The sequence below is a fragment of the uncultured Dialister sp. genome (genome assembly GCA_900314595.1).
GTDB lineage: Bacteria > Bacillota > Negativicutes > Veillonellales > Dialisteraceae > Dialister.
In genome coordinates, this window is record OMVW01000007.1 from 43,904 (window position 1) to 62,315 (window position 18,412).

Consider the following 18,412-nt stretch of genomic DNA (forward strand, 5'->3'; position numbering starts at 1 on the left):
TTATGTGATGGATGAAACGGAGGCGGAGTCATGCCGACGAATGTGAAGGAAAATGGTTTGGAATCATTGATTGTCCAGAGTCTGGTGAATGACTGTCACTATGAGCAGGGGACGAATCAGGACTATAACGTGGTCTATGCCATTGATGAGGAAAGGCTTTTCCGTTTTTTGCGGACTACACAGAAAGAGAAGATGGAAGCCCTTCATATCCTGGATAATCCACTGGAGAAGGACCGCTTCCTGAAGCAGCTGGATAGAAAGCTGAAGACGGACGGTGTGATTTCCATCCTGCGGAAAGGAATGAAGTACAAGCATCTGACGTTGGAAATGTTCTATGTCCGCCCTTCTGCGGAAAATCCCAAAGCGGCAGAGTTTTATAGAAAAAACATATTCAGCGTGACTAGACAGCTGCAGTATTCGAAAGAGAATGCCCGTCTGGCGCTGGATGTGGCTCTTTTCCTGAATGGCCTTCCCATCATCACTATGGAACTAAAGAATCAGTTGACCTGCCAGAATTATAAGGATGCGATTCATCAGTACAGGATGGACCGGTCGCCGAAGGAAAAACTTTTTGCCTTCAAGCGCTGCATGGTTCATTTTGCTGTAGATGACAATGAAATATGGATGTGCACGCAGCTTAGGGGAGAAAAGTCCTGGTTCCTGCCATTTAACAAAGGCTATCACGATGGGGCAGGAAATCCGCCGAATCCGGAGGGATTGAAAACTGATTATCTGTGGAAGGACATCCTGACGAAAGATGAGCTTTCCAATATTATTGAAAACTATGCCCAGGTTATTGCAGAAAAAGATGAAGATACCGGAAAAACAACCTATAAGCAGATTTTCCCACGGTACCATCAGTTAAAGGTGGTTATTTCCCTTCTGGCTGATGCAAAGCGGGATGGGGTGGGGCACAGATACCTTATACAACATTCAGCGGGTTCCGGGAAATCGAATTCCATTGCCTGGCTTGCTCATCAGCTGGTAACTTTAAAGGATAATAAAAATCTGCCCATTTTTGATACGGTGATTGTTGTAACGGACCGCATCAATCTGGATAAGCAGATCAAGAATACGATTCGCCAGTTTATGCAGGTTTCCTCTACGGTGGGGTGGGCGAAAAGCAGCGGTGAGCTTCGAAAGCTTCTTGAAGACGGTAAAAAAGTCATTATCACTATCGTTCATAAATTTCAGTTTATTCTGGAAGATATTTCCGATACCTATAGGAATCGTCATTTTGCCATCCTGATTGATGAGGCTCATTCCAGTCAGAATGGAAGCCTGGCTGCCAAGATGAATCTGGTATTGTCCGGTTCTATACTTGATGATGAGGATGATCTGGAAGATAAGATCAATACCATTATTGAAGGCCGCAGAATGGTAAAAAATGCAAGTTACTTCGCCTTTACCGCTACCCCAAAGAATAAAACGCTGGAAATGTTTGGGAAAAAAGTGAGTGAACCGGATGGGACAGTCCATTTCGAGCCTCATTACATTTATACGATGCGGCAGGCTATAGAAGAAGGATTTATCCTGGATGTGCTGCAATACTATACGCCGGTAAAAAGTTATTACAAACTGGCGAAGACGGTTGCGGATGACCCTGAATTTGACAAGAAAAAAGCCCAGGCCATTCTCCATTATTATGTAGAGTCTAATGAGTATGCCATCCATGAAAAAGCAGCCATCATGGTCGAGCATTTTCTTTCCCAGGTAATCGGGCATGCTAAAATTGGCGGCCAGGCGCGAGCTATGGTCATCGCAAGCAGTATCCGGCGGGCAGTGACTTATTATCATGCGATTTCCGAATTACTTAAAGAACATCATAGTCCTTATAAGGCAATCATAGCATTCTCCGGGACAACAAGAGATGGCGGTCGTGATGTATCCGAAGCAGATTTAAATGGTTTCCCCAGCGGAAGTATAGAGAAAATGTTCAAGCATGATCCTTACAGGATTCTGGTGGCAGCCAATAAATTCCAGACCGGATTTGATGAACCTCTTCTTCATACCATGTATGTGGACAAGGGACTTTCAGATATTAAGGCAGTCCAGACGTTATCGCGTCTCAACAGGAGCTGTCCGGGGAAAAAGGATACTTTTATTCTGGATTTTGTAAATGATCCGGAAATAATCAGGCAGGCTTTTAATCGATATTACAAAACTACTATCCTATCAGGTGAAACTGATGTCAATAAACTGAATGACCTGATGGATACCATGGAATCTATTCAGGTCTATACCAGTGAAGATGTCAATCGATTTGTGGAATTATATCTGAATGATGTGCCAAGAGAACAGCTGGATCCTATATTAGATCATTGTACGGATGTGTATAAAGGGTTGATTATGGAGGAGCAGATTGAATTCAAGAGTACTGCAAAAGCTTTCGTTAGAACGTATAATTTCCTTGCGTCCATTCTTCCCTATGGCTCATCAGCATGGGAAAAGCTTTCCATATTTCTCAAGCTCCTTCTGCCAAAACTGCCTTCACCAAGAGGTGAAGATGGTACGATCGATCTACTTCAGGATGTAGATCTGGAAAGTTATCGGGCAGAAGCGAAAGAGACCATGCGCATTCAGCTTGATAACGAAAATGGAAGGATTGATCCTATTCCGGTTGGAACAGACGTGGGGATAGATGTGCCGGAAATGGATACGCTGACCCATATTCTTGATGAATTCCATGAACGTTTCGGTAATATTGCCTGGACTGATGAGGATAAGATTAAAAAGCAGATTGCCGAACTGCCTGAAATCGTTAAAAAGGATAAGCGATATCAGAATGCAATGAAGTATTCCGATGCGCAGAATGCCAAGGATGAAAGTGACAGAGCTACAAATGAGGCCATTCTTTCTTCCATGAACAGTGGAATCGAACTGTACCGTGAAGTTCAGAATAACGAATCTCTCAGGAATTGGATTCTTAAAATGGTTTTTGATATGACTTATAAAAAAGAATCAGAGCATGTGCAGGAATATCCAACTCCCGAAGGAAAATCAAAACTGAAAGCTGCTGATGCTCCTTCAGAGTACCGATGAATCAATCTATTTTGTCCATATAATAATATGGGTCCCGACCTCTTCTGGCTCGGGACCTTTTGAATTTGTGGAAATAATATTATTGTCCAGTTAAATATTTCCATTCGTCCATCTGACGCGAATCCTCCGATAACTGTTAATTTTAAATAAATAGACAAAAAGTCAAAATTTATATTAGCACTCACTTGACATGAGTGCTAATTGTGATATAATGATAATCGTAAGGAAGATAAGACTTCCAAAGAAAATGAATTTTGAAAAGAGGTACTATATATGAGAAGCTTGATTCCATTTGAAGGACTTTTTGGTGATACTGTACTGGACGATTTCTTTAACAATGCCCCTGTCGGCTACCAGGAATACAAAGGCCTGCCGAAGGTGGATATCGAGGATTTCAAGGATCGTTATGAAGTGACCTGCGATATGCCGGGGTTCAAGAAGGACGAGGTCCATGTAACCTATGAAAACGGCGTCCTTTCCATTTCCGCAAAGAAATCCACGGAAGATGATGGAAAAGAACACAATTATATCCGCCGCGAAAGAATGACCACCACCTTCCAGCGCCAGTTCGCTGTGAAAGATATCGAAGAAACTGAGATTTCCGCAGCCCTCAATGATGGTGTCCTCACCATTAAACTGCCGAAGAAGGATCTCACCATTCAGAAAGCCGCTCATCACATCGAGATCGGCTGAATCCATGGGTTTTCCCATGTTCATCTGATACCCTCTCCCCTCGGGCGGCCCTGCCGCCCACGACAATCAGTCTTAATGACTTGATCCATACATAAATTTCCTTCCTGAACGAAAGCCCTGCGAAAGCAGGGTTTTCGTTGTTTTCTGTGATAAAATAAGGAAAGAGAGGATGAACGGAGGTCATTATGAAAAAAGCACTGGTTATTACCCTTCTGGCAGCAGCCCTTACCATTCCGCCGGCTGCGCCTTCCTATACCGTAGAGGCCTTTGGCGGATCATCCATTCTCGGCAGTATTTTCAAAAAAGCCATCAGCCATTCCAGGAAAAGCAGCTCCGGCAGTTCCGCAGGAAGGCAAACGACCACTTCCGGCAGCAAAAAGCAGAAATATAAAAATGCTATGGGCGCCCTGGAAAATCTCCAGTGGGTAGGCGTGACGAAAAGCTCCGGCGGGGAAACTTATTTCGACCAGGATACCATGAATGACCGGATGGTGAATGGGGAGCGGAGAGTCACGGCCACCATGAAAAATGAATTTACAAAGGCCGGGGCAAAGGCAGTTGCAAAAGATTCAGACGAGGAACTGGATGACGATGATGTGTCCTACAGCCTTTATCTGGTGGATTTTGGTGAAAAAGACTGCTTCGTGGCCAGCCATGTGACCTATTATGATAAAAAAGGAAAGAAACTGATCGACCGCAAAGCCGGAGAAGCCTATGTGGACGTGACCAGCATGGATTACGGCAAACCCTATACAGAGGGAAGCGTCGTGAAAACCATGAAGGAACGGGTCTTCACCTATGCGGACCGGGTGAAGTCCGAAGAAGAACAGCATGCGAAGGAGCAGGCCGAGGCAGACGGAGTGAAGCAGTAATTTTCGTTCTGAGAAACATGGGCATGTAAGGCGTATGACAATAAAAGGGGAAAGGAAAAAGAGATAAGGGAAAAGGGAAGGTGCGGCGCAAATTCATAGGCGCCGCATTTTATATTGGGGAAATATGGTGCGAATGACTTTTGAATCGGGGGTGTCGGGATTCTCGGGATTTTCGGGAAGGTGGCGGCCTGATGGCCGCAGAGTATTTATGGGGGATGTAAACAGACGAGTGTGAAATACCCGTACACGTCGAAAAGTTCAAGGCTCCCCGGGTCTGGGGAGCTGGGCGAAGCGGACTGAGGGGTCGTACTACCGGTCAAGGTCGAAAATGAAGGAAATCGCAAAAGCGTCAAGTTTCACGGGGAAATGAATGCGGGAGAAGGGAGCAGCATTTCCTTTTGCAGGTACTGACCGGGCTCTTTCCCGGTGGCACAATGTAGAAAGAGTTCTATTTCTAAAAAGGGGGAAATATGCTGCATTTCAAACGTCTTGCCATAGGAGCTTCGCTTCTCCTGGCTTTTTCACTTCTGCCTGCTTCCGGTGAGGCGACCAACATTCATCTTCTCATGCAGCGGCAGACCATGGAGGCTTCGATGGATCCCGGAGGTTTCAAATGACCTTTTCTGGGGAGAAACGCTGGAAGAGGTAAAAAGCAGGTATCCGGTCTCCTTTATCGGTTATAATCCTGGAGACGCTGAATACGGGATCGATATGAGGAAGGCTTCGGGGTGGAAGTTTAAAGGACTTCAATTGGCAATCGCTTTTTTAAGACTGATCAATTGGCATGTGTCATCATTAGCTCTACCACTTCTCCGGAAGAATTAAGAAAGTCTTTTGAAAAGATCTATGGCAGGCCCTATATCACCGAAGAGGGGGAAAAATACTGGATTGGTCCCAGGACCTGGATCCATATCACCCCGGAACATAGGAAATCATTTTCTTCCCTGAAGAGCAGCATTGTCTTTGAATCCATATCCCTGATCGGGGGATGCCGGGAAATTCCCGAAAAAGAGGATCCCCGGGGCTTTGACGATCTCCGCTGGGGAGAATCGCCTGAAGAAGTAAAGGCGAAACATCCGCTGCAGTCAGTCACCCATAAAAAGGGATGGGACCAGTATATTTTCACCATTCCGGACGTAAAGAACGCTTTATTCCTGAAAGGCCGCGCATTCGGGGCCCTGAAATTCCGGGATGGAAAACTGGGGTATGTGGAAATCCTGCGGGAGGAAAGCACGCTCGAACTCATTGCGGAAATGAAGAAACAGTATGGCCCGCCGGCCCATAGGGATAAAGATTTCTACCTCTGGCAGGGACCTTACACCCTGATTTACATCTGCCCCTCCCGCATTCAGGAACTGCCCGCCGTCAAGTCAAGAATCCTCCTCGTCCCCAAGACAATCGGTTCCGTCTGGAAACTGCCGGAATGAATACCCAATCTTCCGCCAGCTTCCCATCTAAAAACTAAATGCTAATGGCTAACCGCTAAGCAATAAAAACTAACCACTAACCACTAAAATCCATTTGTCATTCCTCATTTTTCTAAGGTATAATAAAACCATGAATTGACTGTTGTTCAAAAGGAGGAACCTTATGTTTAAGAAAATAGCTGCCGCAGCTCTCCTTGCTGCCGCTCTTCCCTGCATGGCCATGGCTGCCAAACCGGTAACTTCGGAAAAAATGCTCAATGATTATGACCGGTTCTATGTAGTTTATGTGGATGATGATGAACGGATTTATGCGGACAATGATACGATCGAGAGAGATCCGGCCTCTGCCGGCATGCTTCCCATCATCCGCGCCACCCTCTATGCGGAAGTATATAAAGACCCGCTGACCTATCCGGACTACGGCAATTACAATATGGTGGACCATATACTCCAGCTCGACTGCGCCGTAGGCGCAGACCAGTTCGGGCAGGATATCAAGTACAAAATCCTGAACAAAGTCGTAGGCGCCTATACGCCCGATGGCAAACCTCTCGCCTATAATGGAAATCACAAAGACACCGCCGACGAAGCAGAAGAAATCTACATGTCCCTCTACCGGGTTTCCAAAGGCGGCACCGGCTGGTAAAAAGCCCTCGGGCGAATCACTGAAACCTGCCCGCACAAGTGCTTCTCAAGTCCAAGTCGTCCCGGCAGGCCAAACGAATACCCAAAAGCCGCTCGCACAAGTGCCTCTGAGGTTCAAGTCGGTCCGGCAGGCCACACGAATACCAGAAAGCCGCCCGCACAAGTGCCTCTAAACCTCAAGTCGGAAGGGCAGGCCATACGAATACCAGAAAACCGCCCGCACAAGTGCCTCTCAAGTCCAAGTCGAAAAGGCAAGCCAAACGAATACCTAAAAGCTGCCCGCACGAGTGCCTCTAAACCTCAAGTCGAACAGGCAGGCCAAACGAATACCAGAAAGCCGCTCGCACGAGTGCCTCTGCGGTTCAAGTCGAAGAGAAGGGCCAAACGAATACGAAAAAGCCGCTCGCACGAGTGCCTCTAAACCTCAAGTCGGAAGGGCGGGCCAGACGAATACGAAAAAGCCGCCCGCACCAAAGCCTCTAACCTTCAAGTCGAAAAGAGAGGCAGCCCAACTATATCTTGTTTCAAAAACTGTTCGCATTCTACGAGAAAAAGTATTATAATAAAGGAACAGAAAAATAATTGAGCGATGGAGCCAATCCCCTTTGAAAGGGGTATTGGCTCTTTTTTTATTTTTTACGGGATTTTTCGTGACTTCAGGGGGATAGTGCTTATGCAGCTTTATATAGCAGGAGGATGCGGCGATGAAGGCAGGAACTGCTTCTACGTGGAAGGGGACCGTCATGCTTTTATTGTCGATGCCGGTACCTCCACCGATGGGCAGGACCGGCTGCCGGACCTGACTCCTGAGCAGATCCGCCGGGCGGAGTACCTTTTCATCACCCATTCCCACAGGGATCATACCGGTGCTCTTGAATATGTCATTACCCATGGTTTTGACGGGCCTGTGCTCATGAGCAACCAGACCTACCGTCAGCTTGTTTATAAACCTGAAAATACAATGATTCTCGATTCCACCGCACCGGAACTGGAGCTGGAACCGGGCTTTTCCCTGCACTGGGGGCGCACGGGCCATTGTGCCGGGGCCGTATGGTACCAGATTTTTGTGGAAGGACGGACCCTTTTCTTTTCCGGTGATTACCGGGAGAATGATACATTCTACCGTTGCGACCGGGTGCGGAACCTGGAAGCGGATATGGCAGTCATCGATGCAGCGTACAGCCTGAAAGAAAGGGGAGCTGACCTTCGCAGGAAAGTGGCGGAAACAGCAAAGGGGCTTCTCGGGGAGGACTGCTCCCTTCTCATGCCCGTGCCCCATTTTGGCCGCGGCCTTTCCATGGGCTACTATTTCTACCAGCTTTTCGGTGAAAACCATCCGGTCTATATGGATGATAAAATATACGACAACTGGGAGAAACTGGGCCATCGCAAATATTTCGTCCATGAAGAAATCACGGAGCTCCCTTATTCCATCTTCCACCGGTGGGACAAAAAGACCGTGGAAAAAGGAAATATTTATTTCCTGGCCGATGCCCAGCTTGTCCGGGCATCCAGCAGGAAGCTCATTGAAACTCACAAAGACCTCTCCGTGCTTCTGACCGGAAGCATTCACGGCTACGGCCGGGCAAAAGGGTTTTATGATTCGGGCCGCGCGAAGTTTGCTCTCTGGCCCAATCATCTCACCTGGCAGGAAATGGAAGACCTCCGTCTCAGGAATCACTTTTCCCGGGTCCTGCCCTTCCATAACCGCCAGGTCAAACCGGAGTCGGATCTAGTGATTTTCTGAGAGATCACGTTTCAGACGTTTTTTAGCTTTATGTGGTTTGGCTTTTGAACCGGGGCTGCCGGGGGTCCCGGGAATCTCGGGGCTATCGGGAAGGTGGCGCCCTTCAGGCGCAGAGATATATTTTACTTTTGGCTCTCATTTCCGGTAAGAATAAAGAAATCCGCTTCTGATTTTGAGGCGGACTTCTTTCATTGTTTGCTATGAATCACTGATGGATGACGACCAGATTTAAAATGCCGGCCGTCTCATCCTATTGGTTCATTTTAATTCAATCAAAATTTTCAGAAGTCTCTCTTTTTATGAATATGATATAATATATAAGGAAATGATTCCCCGAATTTGATTCTGAAAGGTGGGGGTTATATGTTGACGTACAAAAAGATTCTGGTGCCTTATGATGGATCTGAACATGCAAAGAAGGCACTGGCCCAGGCAGTGGATATTGCGGCCGCCGGAGAGAATACGCAGATTTTCATCGCCTCTGTGTGCAATATGGTTTCTGCCATGAGCAATTTCGATCAGGTATCCATTGCGGAAGGAGTCCTGACCACAAAGCTCTCGGAAGACCTGGAGGCACAGTGCAAGAGCGACCTCAAGGAAGCTGCTTCCGTCATGCCTGAAGGAATCGGACATGAAGAACTTTACGAAGTGGGTTCTCCGGGACCGGTCCTTTTGAATATGGCAGAAGAACACGGCATCGACCTCATCGTCATGGGAAGCCGGGGACTTGGACCGCTCAAGGGCATCTTCATGGGCTCCGTATCCAGCTACCTCGTCAGCCGGGCTAAATGTCCTGTACTGATTGTGAAATAAAGATTGAAGAACCGGTTGTGCATACAATCGGTTCTTTTTTTGGGAGGAAAAGTGATCAGTTCGCGGTCATCCGTATAAGTGAAATTACTTTTGAATCGGGAATCACGGGAATCACGGGAATTTCGGGAAACTCGGGAAGGTGGCCGCCAAATTTACAGGGCGGCCATTTTATATTTCTCTGCACGATCCATTCAAGTCACATTTGAGGAAACCGCAAAGCGTGCTGCCGGGCACCACCTTTCCAAGCTTGGAAAGGTGGCTGCGAAGCAGCCGGAAAGGTTGTTCAATCAGACAAGGCACATATGAGACTAACTGAGGAAAGAATCACAGGACAAATGAGGAAATCGGAAAGCAGTCAGGCTTCCCCCGGGGGAAGCTGGCCCGAAGGGCCTGTAAGGGCAGGAATGAAATCTTTTCGAAAGGATTCCCACAGGTTTGTGCAAAGTCCCATATAAAATCGTGCCGCATCAGCCCCGCACCTTCCCGAAAGCCCCGAGATTCCCGACAACCCCGATACCCCCGACACAAAAGCTTTCCGGCATAGAAGTTTCCCTTCCAAATTCAGCCCCGTACAAAAACAAAATATAGCTTTTTCCCTTCCCATTGTATAGAATAATAAGAGAAAAATAAGATTCAATTTTTGCCTTTTATCTATGAATACAAATTGGGGAACTGATGGGAGAATATATGAAAAAGCGCGCCATATGAATTGACGCGCGCCACTGCCCCGAAATCCGAAATCCGAAGTCCCAAATCCGAATTCTCTTACGTCAGGCAGCAGGTTTGGGAATACAATTAAAAATGATACTACAACAGGATGTGATACCATGTCTAATCGTCGATGGCTGAAGGAGGAAGTTCCCCGGTGGGTGGAAGACCGGGTGATTTCCGAGGAAGCCGGAAAGAAGATTCTTTCCCGGTATAAAGGTGCCAATATAGCGGCTTATAAGGAAGCCTTTTTTATTCTGGCCATAGTCTGCATTATTGGAGGGATTTTCTTCCTCTGCGCCAGCCTCTGGAGCAGGCTTACCCAGGATGAACGGTTCCTGCTGGGCCTTGTTCCCATGGCTATTTCCTTCCTCATCATGCTTGCCGTAGTGCTGGTGGATGAAAAGATACCGGACCCGGTGGAAATGGAAGAGGAGGAAGTGCCGGAGGCCGACGAACTCCTTTCCGATTCGGAAACGCCCAGGCTTCCGAAAAAGAAGAAAACCACCTGGCATCACAAAGTGCCTGTCTTCATCCGGGAAGCAGCGGCCACCTTTCACGGGGTATGCATGCTGGGCGGTTTCTGGGTGGTATCCGATTCCTTTAAACTGACCAGTGATGCGTATTCCGGCCTGGCCCTCTCAGGCCTTCTGCTCTTCCTGCTCACCCTGGTGACCCGTTCGGCAGGCATGGGGATTCTTTACATGCTTGTGTCCGTGGGACTTTTCTATGCGGACCCCCTGCGCAGCTGGCCGAGCCTCCTTTCCTGGATTTACATGTTCCTGGCTCTCGGCTTCCTCGGATTTATGCTGAGGGAACACCGGGACCGGGCAGTGGTATGCTATTCCTGGGTATGGGCTGTGGGGACCCTTCTCCTCATATTCTGGAGCGCAGGAAATATGCTCTGGCAGACGATTTTCTTCTCTCTCGCCGCTTCCCTTACCTGGATGGCAGGGACTCTTTTCCGCTCCTACGGCCTTGGCGCTGATGCGCTCCGTTTCTTCGGGGGCATTGCGGTCTTTGCGGTATTGCTGGAAGGTTCCTACGGAACCGTCTGGGCGGATATTACAGGAAGTTATGCTCTCTGGTTTATTTTCCTTCTCTTCCTTGCGGCGGACGGAGTGCTTCTGACGCGCATCGCAAAGAAGAAAGAATGGCTCTCTGCCCTGGCAGGTCTCACGCCTTTCATCCTGGGCCTTTCCGCACTTGTTTCCATTGTGGAAACGACGGGCGCTATCTCTGCCATGATTGTTTCCATTTATGCAGCGATCCTTGGGGTGGGAGTCATCGGGAGAGGTTTCCAGATGGACCGGCCCATGCAGAGCTGGTGCGGCGTGCTGCTCCTCGTGGGAGATGGAGCCATCCGCGTACTGGATTCCGCCCTTTCCTTTTCACAGAGAGGTCTCTTTTTCCTCGGAATCGGTGCGGCAGCCGCCTTTATTTCCTGGATTTTCTATATAACCACAAGGCATAAAGGAAAGAAACCCGCCCACCGTCAGACGTTACCGGCAGAAGAGGAGGGAGACAAATGATGCGTAAAAAATTTGCACTTATCCTTCTCATCATCGTCTTCGCACTGGAAGCAATCACTGTTTTCTGGATTCGCGGCGATTACCGGTCGGTCATGCTGGACGGGGCTGAATACGAAGTGCCGGCAGCCATCGATTTCAAAGGCGATTTCTATGGAAGAAATTATCTTCCTGTCTATATTCCGCTCACGGAAGCTCCCTGGAAAGGTTTCGTCACCCCGGACGTGGGGGAGGAAATTTACCTTTCCTTTGATAAGAATAAAGAAGGTCTCCTGGAAATTACCGGCGCTTCCAACCAGAAACCGGGAGGCATGTACATCACTACCCGGGTCATTTCTGAAAATAACGGAATGGTACAGTTCAAATTCCCGGCCCATCGCCTCTACATGAATCCGGACCAGCTCAAAAAACTGGCGGTGGTGGAACTGTCCGAACGGGTCCAGGTGAAAGACGAACAGACCAAAAAAGTGGAAACCCGCCAGAAAAATGAACTCACTGCCCTCATCCATATCCGGGACGGCCGGGTGGCTATTTCCAAAGTCCTGGCCAGCGGCCAGCCCATCGAGCAGACCTTCACCACCGTCGGCAGAAACCTCTCCGTCCGCTACGCCAGAAGCGGCGCAGAAAAAGACAAGTACTATGTGAAAGAAAAAGACGATAAACCGGATACTGAGAAGGACAGCCAGAAGGCGGATAGTGAGAAAAATTAGCAGTTAGCCCGGAACTTTGCAGATAAAACGGTTGAAGCTCATGGCTCATGGCTGATTGGGCCCCATTACCTATTAGCCATTAGCTATTACCTGTTATCGATTCACGGACCACGAATCACGGACCACGAATCACGGACCACGAATCACGAATCACGGACCGTGGACCACGAACAACGAACAACGAACAACGAATCACGAACAACGAATCACGAATCACGAACAGCACTTTCATCGAAATACTACTACGTCGGGAGGTATGATAGAAAATGTACATTATTCTCATGCGTCACGGGGAAGCGGTTCCCCAGGAAGAGGGAATGACGAATAAGGAAAGGAAACTCACGCCGAAAGGTATGCGCCAGGCGAGAAAGACCGCCCGGATCCTCAGCCGTTTCCTGAAAGATAAATCCATCCGCATCTATACCTCTCCCTATACCCGCACCCGGCAGACCGCAGGCATTCTGGCAGAAGAATGTTTTGCCGAGGAAATCCATACGGCCGAGGAACTGCTCCAGCCGAACTGGAAGATTCTAAGAAATCATCTCATTACCGACGGGGCACCGATTGCCCTTGTTTCCCATCATCCCTTCCTGCAGTCCTATCTCCTCTCCACCTGCAGCGCAGCCATCAAATTCGACCTGGCAGGTATTGCGGTCATTGACTATGATCTCACCTGGAATACAGGACGCCTGGTGGGCTATTTCACGAGCGGTCTGAAACAGCTGAAGAAGGAGGAAAAATGATTCCCGTACTGACCATTGCAGGCTCCGATTCCTCCGGCGGGGCAGGCATCCAGGCAGACCTGAAAACATTTGCGGCTCTTGGCACCTATGGCATGAGCTGCATTTGCGCTTTAACCGCCCAGAATACAAAAGGAGTGACCATGGTCACCAATACTCCCGTGGACATGGTCAGGGCCCAGCTTGCCGCCATTTATGACGATATCCCGCCGAAAGCGGTGAAAACCGGCATGCTTTCCACTCCGGAAATCGTGGAAACAGTTTCAGATTTCCTTATTTCCGCAGAAAAATCGCCCCTTGTGGTGGACCCGGTCATGGTGGCCACCAGCGGGGCAGTCCTTCTCGAAGAAGCAGCCATTGAAACCTATAAAAAGAAACTGATACCCATAGCCACATTGATTACGCCAAATATTCCCGAGGCCAAAGTCCTCTCGGGCCTTCCCATTGAAAATACGGAAGATATGAAAAAAGCGGCGGAAAAGCTCATGGACTACGGCTGCCGGGCAGTCCTCGTCAAAGGGGGACACCTGGTGGAAGATGCAAAGGATATCCTCTTTGATGGAAATCAATTTTATTCCTTCATCGGGGATAGGGTGGAAACGGAAAATACCCACGGCACCGGCTGTACGCTTTCTTCCGCGATTGCCGCTGGAATGGCGAAAGGACTCTCTCTTCCCGAAGCAGTGAAAGAAGCAAAGAAATATATGGAAGGCGCTATCAAAAAAGCGGCGAAAGATTCCGTGGGTCACGGCCACGGACCGGTCCATCACTTCTGGTTTTACGACAAGTGGGGTGAAATGAATTGAGCTATCCCTTCTTTGCCCTTATGGCAAGAATGAAATACATCACCCGCTGGGGTCTCATGCGGAATTCCATTTCCGAAAATGATGCGGAACACACCCTGCAGACAGTCATGATCGCTCACTGCCTGGCGGTGATTCGCAGAGATATATTTCATCAGGAAGCAGACCCGGAAAGAGCGGCCATGCTGGCCCTTTACCACGATGCCAGTGAAGTCTTCACCGGCGATATGCCCACCCCTGTGAAATATTTCACCAGCGACCTTCATAAGCAGTACGAAAAAATAGAAGACCAGGCGAGAGAAAAACTCCTCGCCACCCTTCCGGAAGAGCTGAAACCCTCCTTTTCCCCCTACGTGGTGGACATGGAAAAAGACGAACTCTGGCCCCTCGCCAAAGCGGCAGATACCCTCTCCGCCTACTTCAAATGCATGGAAGAACTGAGAGATGGAAATACCGAATTCCGCGAAGCCTACCGGTCCATCGGCGAAAAACTCAAAAAACTTCATTATCCCGAAGTAGACTGGTTCATGGAACACTTTGCGGACAGCTTCTCGAAAACTTTGGATGAACTGAACAGATAGCCCTTAGTAGTTAGTGATAAGTGAAATGGGTACCTTGAAATAGTCAGGGTGCCTGTTTTTTATTGGAAACTTCAAGGTGAAATCACTTTTGAATCGGGAATGTCGGGATTCCCGGGGATATCGGGATTGTCGGGAAGGTGGCGGCCTGATGGCCGCCGGGTATTTATGGGGAATGTACACAGACGGGGTTGAAATGCCGGTAAACATAGAAAATGAGACTGACTGACGAAACATACTCGTGACAAATGAGGAAATCCATAGTCGACAGGCTCTCCCTTCGGGAGAGCTCCGCGATAGCGGTGAGAGGGCAAATCGATTCGAAGAATCGATAATTACGATACTTCTCATTAAAGTTCTCAAATGCCGGAGAATCTATCTGTTGCGAACCGGTGGGGGGGGAAGATTGACGCTTGAAGAAATGAATGAGCTTCTCACATATATGAATAGGCAAACATCCATTATCCCATCCGCCCTTCGGACACCTTCCCATCCAGGGAAGGTGGTGACCGGTAGAATGGCAAGCTGAACAGCCATTTACACCTGGTTCCGTTAGTGCAGGTATATAAAAACGGCGTGCTTCATCAATCTGATGCACGCCACCACCACTTACCACTACCCACTTATCACCGGCTGCTGCTTTCTTCTCTAATCACTAAGCACTAAAAATTTTCAGGAAAAATGTTCAAAAAGCCGATGTTAACCTTGAAGTTGACGAGCTGTTGTTATATCATTACATATGTAAACGTCATATATTTAAAAGTGATGACATAATGTTAACAATGAGGTGGAAGTCATGGTTAGAGGAGAAGCTGCCATTGATGGCAGGACGAAGTCTAAAGAAGTTGTTTCCTTTGGTTTATTTACTGCATTGATTGCTATTGGCGCATTCATCCGGATTCCGGTGCCGGTTTGTCCCTTTACCCTGCAGCTTTTGTTTACGACTCTGGCAGGGCTGATTCTGGGAAGCCGAAAGGGCGCTCTTTCCGTAGCTCTGTACGTAGTGCTGGGCCTGGCGGGCGTACCGGTCTTTACCGAAGGCGGCGGACCGTCCTATATTTTCCAGCCCACTTTTGGCTACCTCATCGGATTTATCCTTGGCGCATGGCTCACAGGCAAAATCCGCGAATCTTTCGATACATGGTCTTTCGGCAAGGTACTCTTTGCCAATCTCGCAGGCCTTGCGGTGGTTTACCTGCTGGGCATGATTTATGTGTATATCATCAACAATTTCTATCTGGGAACACCCATTGGCATCTGGCCGGTGGTTCTCTACTGCTTCATTCTGGCCGTTCCCGGTGATATCTGCCTCTGCATCCTGGCAGCCGTCCTCTCCGGACGCCTGGCTAGAGCAGTTGGAATTGACTGAATGAAAAAATAAAACCTGATTCAGGAATCTTTTGAATCGGGATTGTCGGGAGTCTCGGGACTATCGGGGCTGTCGGGATGGATATGGCTGGCTGCGCCAGCCAATCTTACTGATGGGGCCTTTGGCCTGCCCAGTCGGGACTGCCATTAACTATTACCCATTACCCATTAGCTATTAGCTTTTTTATTTCATCTTATTTCCGAAAGAAGGTATTTTTCATGAGTAAAGGATTGTTTATCACCGGAACGGACACGGACATCGGCAAGACCTATGTGACCGCCCTCATTGTGAAGACCATGAGACAGGCAGGGTATGACGCGGGCTACTACAAGGCAGCCATCAGCGGGGCACCCACAGTGGCTGCTTCCGATGCGGGATTTGTGAATCAATTCGCAGATATCAATGAACCGGAGGATATGATCCTTTCTTACCTTTACCAGCATGCCGTTTCCCCGCATCTGGCCGCAAAGCTCGAAGGTCATCCACTGGAAAAAGAAGTGATCCTCAAAGCCTGGAAACGGGTGACTGAGAGATATCCCTACGTAACAATGGAAGGTTCCGGCGGTATCGTATGCCCCATCCGTCACGATGAAAAGGCAGTATACTATCTGGAAGACATCATTCACTGGCTGAACCTTTCCGTCCTGGTCATTGCCGATGCAGGACTGGGTACCATCAATCATGTGGTTACCACCTGCGAATATATCAGAAACAGAAATATTCCGATTCAGGGAATCATTCTGAACAACTGGAAGGGCGGAGTGATGGAAGAAGACAATGTGAAGATGATTGAAGAAATCACAAAGGTCAAAGTCATTGCCAAAGTGAAAAAAGGCGATACCATCCTTGATATCGATCCGAAAGTTCTGGCCGCATGTTATCAGGAAGTGTAATGGGGGAAAATGAAATGGCAATCAATTGGGAAGAAGAAGATAAAAAATACATCTGGCATCCTGCCATGCAGATGAAGGATAATGAAGTATTTCCACCGGTAGTCGTAGACCATGCAAAAGGCGTCTACCTCTATGATACCCACGGAAAGGAATACCTGGACATTATTTCCTCCTGGTGGTGCAACCTGCTGGGTCACTGCAATCCGGAAATCAATGAAGCTTTAAAGCAGCAGATCGACCAGCTGGAACATGTCATTTTTACCAACTTCACCCACAAACCGGCTATCGAGCTCTGCCGTGAACTGGAACCGCTCCTGCCGAAGGGACTCACGAAATTCACTTTCCATGACAATGGTTCTTCCTCTGTCGAAGCAGCCCTCAAAATGGCTTTCCAGTACCAGTACCAGACCGGTCATCCGGAAAGGACCCGCTTCATGTGCCTCCCGGAATCCTACCATGGCGAAACCATCGGCGCTCTTTCCGTTGGATCCATGGACCTCTATGCGAGGATTTTCCATCCTATGCTGATGAATAATATCCACTTCAAAGGCCTTGACTGCTACCGCTGCCCCTATGGCAAGACGAGAGAAACCTGCCAGGTAGAATGCTTCGAAGACGCGGAAAAAGCCTTTGAGAAATACGGGAAAGAAACAGTAGCCTGCATTGTGGAACCGATCCTCCAGGGGGCTGCGGGCATGAGAATCTATCCGGCCGAATACCTCAGAAAACTCAGGAAACTCTGCGATGAATACGGAGTCCTCCTCATCGACGATGAAATTGCAGCCGGTTTCGGCAGGACCGGCAAGCTCTTTGCCATCGAACACGCCGGAGTTTCCCCGGATATCCTCTGCACCTCCAAGGGCCTCACCGCCGGTTACATGCCTATGTCCATCACCATTACCACCGACAAGGTGTATGATGCATTCTATGACGACTATGGCACCCATAAAGCTTTCGTCCACAGCCATACCTATGCAGGCAACCCCATGGGCTGCGCTATCGCCCTGACGGTGCTGAAAATCATGAAACGGGACCATCTCCTTGAGAAAGTCAATGAAAACGGGAAATATCTCCATGAAAAACTGATGGAAGCCCTTGGAAATCACAAGAATATGGGCGAAATCCGTCACATCGGACTCATCAATGCCATGGAACTCGTAGAAGACCCGAAGACAAAGAAAGCCTTCGACCCCTCCCGCCGCATCGGCTGGCATATTTTCAGAAAAGCCATGGACCTGGGCCTCGTACTCCGTCCAATGGGAGACATCATCTACTTCAACCCGCCCCTTAACATTTCCAGAGAAGATATGGATAAGGCAGTGGCTCTGTGCAAACAGGCAGTGGAAGAAGTGCTGGGGGAATGAGTGATTAGTTATTAGTTGCAAGTGGTAAGTGAAGGTGGACGCCTTAAATTTATAAAGGCGCCCATTTTTTATAAAATAAAAACGCCGGTCAATCATAACCGATTGGCCGGCGTCTTTTTAATATATATTTTCTGCACGTTTCATTCTGCTTTCTAACGGCTAACGGCTAACTGCTGAAAATTTCACTCTCAGATATACGGCACTTTTTTCGACTTGCACGGATAAAACACCTATCCGCCGGCTCTGCCGGCACCTTCCCATCCAGGACAGGTGACCGGTAGAATGGCAGACTTTATGGTCATTAGTACCTGGTTCCGTTAGTGCAGGCATATAAAAAGGCGCGCTTCATAAATCTAATGCGCGCCACCACCACTTATCACTTACCACTTATCACTTACCACTTTGCACTTATCACTGGCTGTAGTTTTCGAATTTCTAACAGCTAACGGCTGACTGCTAACTACTAAAAACTAAAAACT

Annotated in this window: 16 protein-coding genes; all 16 read left to right on the forward strand. The window is 48.4% G+C overall.

Annotated features, from left to right (window positions below; genetic code table 11):
* The first annotated feature begins 30 nt into the window (after positions 1-30).
* The 16 genes from QZN42_RS04080 (at position 31) to bioA (ending at position 17,933) form a co-directional block, all read left to right on the forward strand.
* Entirely contained in the window at positions 31-3,042 is a 3,012-nt protein-coding gene (locus QZN42_RS04080) for a type I restriction endonuclease subunit R (RefSeq protein ID WP_296954518.1), read from the forward strand.
* A gap of 273 nt (positions 3,043-3,315) precedes the next feature.
* Positions 3,316-3,735 (forward strand): Hsp20/alpha crystallin family protein, encoded by a 420-nt coding sequence (locus tag QZN42_RS04085; RefSeq protein WP_296954521.1) that lies wholly within the window; start codon positions 3,316-3,318, stop codon positions 3,733-3,735.
* Positions 3,736-3,920: 185 nt separating this feature from the next.
* Entirely contained in the window at positions 3,921-4,607 is a 687-nt protein-coding gene (locus QZN42_RS04090) for a hypothetical protein (RefSeq protein WP_296954522.1), read from the forward strand.
* Between the two features lie 470 nt (positions 4,608-5,077).
* Positions 5,078-5,224, forward strand: a complete 147-nt coding sequence (locus QZN42_RS04095; RefSeq protein WP_296954524.1) for a hypothetical protein — start codon at positions 5,078-5,080, stop codon at positions 5,222-5,224.
* Positions 5,225-5,386: 162 nt separating this feature from the next.
* Positions 5,387-6,034 (forward strand): hypothetical protein, encoded by a 648-nt coding sequence (locus QZN42_RS04100; RefSeq protein WP_296954526.1) that lies wholly within the window; start codon positions 5,387-5,389, stop codon positions 6,032-6,034.
* 163 nt (positions 6,035-6,197) lie between these two features.
* Positions 6,198-6,680, forward strand: a complete 483-nt coding sequence (locus QZN42_RS04105; protein WP_296954527.1) for a hypothetical protein — start codon at positions 6,198-6,200, stop codon at positions 6,678-6,680.
* Between the two features lie 672 nt (positions 6,681-7,352).
* Positions 7,353-8,426 carry an MBL fold metallo-hydrolase gene (locus QZN42_RS04110; RefSeq protein WP_296954529.1) on the forward strand — a complete coding sequence of 358 codons (1,074 nt, stop codon included), beginning with the start codon at positions 7,353-7,355 and terminating at the stop codon, positions 8,424-8,426.
* Positions 8,427-8,789: 363 nt separating this feature from the next.
* Positions 8,790-9,239 (forward strand): universal stress protein, encoded by a 450-nt coding sequence (locus QZN42_RS04115; RefSeq protein WP_296954530.1) that lies wholly within the window; start codon positions 8,790-8,792, stop codon positions 9,237-9,239.
* A gap of 827 nt (positions 9,240-10,066) precedes the next feature.
* Positions 10,067-11,479 carry a DUF2157 domain-containing protein gene (locus tag QZN42_RS04120; RefSeq protein ID WP_296954532.1) on the forward strand — a complete coding sequence of 471 codons (1,413 nt, stop codon included), beginning with the start codon at positions 10,067-10,069 and terminating at the stop codon, positions 11,477-11,479.
* Positions 11,476-12,186 carry a hypothetical protein gene (locus tag QZN42_RS04125; RefSeq protein WP_296954534.1) on the forward strand — a complete coding sequence of 237 codons (711 nt, stop codon included), beginning with the start codon at positions 11,476-11,478 and terminating at the stop codon, positions 12,184-12,186. The genes QZN42_RS04120 and QZN42_RS04125 overlap by 4 nt, the downstream gene beginning before the upstream one ends.
* 266 nt (positions 12,187-12,452) lie before the next feature.
* Positions 12,453-12,929: a histidine phosphatase family protein gene (locus QZN42_RS04130; protein ID WP_296954536.1), complete on the forward strand. Its 477-nt coding sequence runs from the start codon at positions 12,453-12,455 to the stop codon at positions 12,927-12,929.
* Positions 12,926-13,732 carry a bifunctional hydroxymethylpyrimidine kinase/phosphomethylpyrimidine kinase gene (thiD, locus tag QZN42_RS04135; RefSeq protein ID WP_296954538.1) on the forward strand — a complete coding sequence of 269 codons (807 nt, stop codon included), beginning with the start codon at positions 12,926-12,928 and terminating at the stop codon, positions 13,730-13,732. Before QZN42_RS04130 ends, thiD begins: the two co-directional genes overlap by 4 nt.
* Positions 13,729-14,310 carry a 5'-deoxynucleotidase gene (gene yfbR / locus QZN42_RS04140; protein WP_296954540.1) on the forward strand — a complete coding sequence of 194 codons (582 nt, stop codon included), beginning with the start codon at positions 13,729-13,731 and terminating at the stop codon, positions 14,308-14,310. The genes thiD and yfbR overlap by 4 nt, the downstream gene beginning before the upstream one ends.
* Positions 14,311-15,103: 793 nt before the next feature.
* Positions 15,104-15,676 carry a biotin transporter BioY gene (locus QZN42_RS04145; RefSeq protein WP_296954542.1) on the forward strand — a complete coding sequence of 191 codons (573 nt, stop codon included), beginning with the start codon at positions 15,104-15,106 and terminating at the stop codon, positions 15,674-15,676.
* Positions 15,677-15,894: 218 nt separating this feature from the next.
* On the forward strand, positions 15,895-16,569 hold the full coding sequence (gene bioD, locus QZN42_RS04150; protein WP_296954544.1) for a dethiobiotin synthase: 675 nt from the start codon (positions 15,895-15,897) through the stop codon (positions 16,567-16,569).
* A gap of 14 nt (positions 16,570-16,583) precedes the next feature.
* Positions 16,584-17,933 carry an adenosylmethionine--8-amino-7-oxononanoate transaminase gene (bioA, locus tag QZN42_RS04155; RefSeq protein WP_296954545.1) on the forward strand — a complete coding sequence of 450 codons (1,350 nt, stop codon included), beginning with the start codon at positions 16,584-16,586 and terminating at the stop codon, positions 17,931-17,933.
* Positions 17,934-18,412 lie beyond the last annotated feature (479 nt).

Coding starts and splice junctions, on each gene's coding strand:
- QZN42_RS04080 (WP_296954518.1), top strand. CDS start 31: ATGCCGACGAATGTGAAGGAAAATGGTTTGGAATCATTGATTGTCCAG.
- QZN42_RS04085 (WP_296954521.1), top strand. CDS start 3,316: ATGAGAAGCTTGATTCCATTTGAAGGACTTTTTGGTGATACTGTACTG.
- QZN42_RS04090 (WP_296954522.1), top strand. CDS start 3,921: ATGAAAAAAGCACTGGTTATTACCCTTCTGGCAGCAGCCCTTACCATT.
- QZN42_RS04095 (WP_296954524.1), top strand. CDS start 5,078: ATGCTGCATTTCAAACGTCTTGCCATAGGAGCTTCGCTTCTCCTGGCT.
- QZN42_RS04105 (WP_296954527.1), top strand. CDS start 6,198: ATGTTTAAGAAAATAGCTGCCGCAGCTCTCCTTGCTGCCGCTCTTCCC.
- QZN42_RS04110 (WP_296954529.1), top strand. CDS start 7,353: ATGCAGCTTTATATAGCAGGAGGATGCGGCGATGAAGGCAGGAACTGC.
- QZN42_RS04115 (WP_296954530.1), top strand. CDS start 8,790: ATGTTGACGTACAAAAAGATTCTGGTGCCTTATGATGGATCTGAACAT.
- QZN42_RS04120 (WP_296954532.1), top strand. CDS start 10,067: ATGTCTAATCGTCGATGGCTGAAGGAGGAAGTTCCCCGGTGGGTGGAA.
- QZN42_RS04125 (WP_296954534.1), top strand. CDS start 11,476: ATGATGCGTAAAAAATTTGCACTTATCCTTCTCATCATCGTCTTCGCA.
- QZN42_RS04130 (WP_296954536.1), top strand. CDS start 12,453: ATGTACATTATTCTCATGCGTCACGGGGAAGCGGTTCCCCAGGAAGAG.
- thiD (WP_296954538.1), top strand. CDS start 12,926: ATGATTCCCGTACTGACCATTGCAGGCTCCGATTCCTCCGGCGGGGCA.
- QZN42_RS04145 (WP_296954542.1), top strand. CDS start 15,104: ATGGTTAGAGGAGAAGCTGCCATTGATGGCAGGACGAAGTCTAAAGAA.
- bioD (WP_296954544.1), top strand. CDS start 15,895: ATGAGTAAAGGATTGTTTATCACCGGAACGGACACGGACATCGGCAAG.
- bioA (WP_296954545.1), top strand. CDS start 16,584: ATGGCAATCAATTGGGAAGAAGAAGATAAAAAATACATCTGGCATCCT.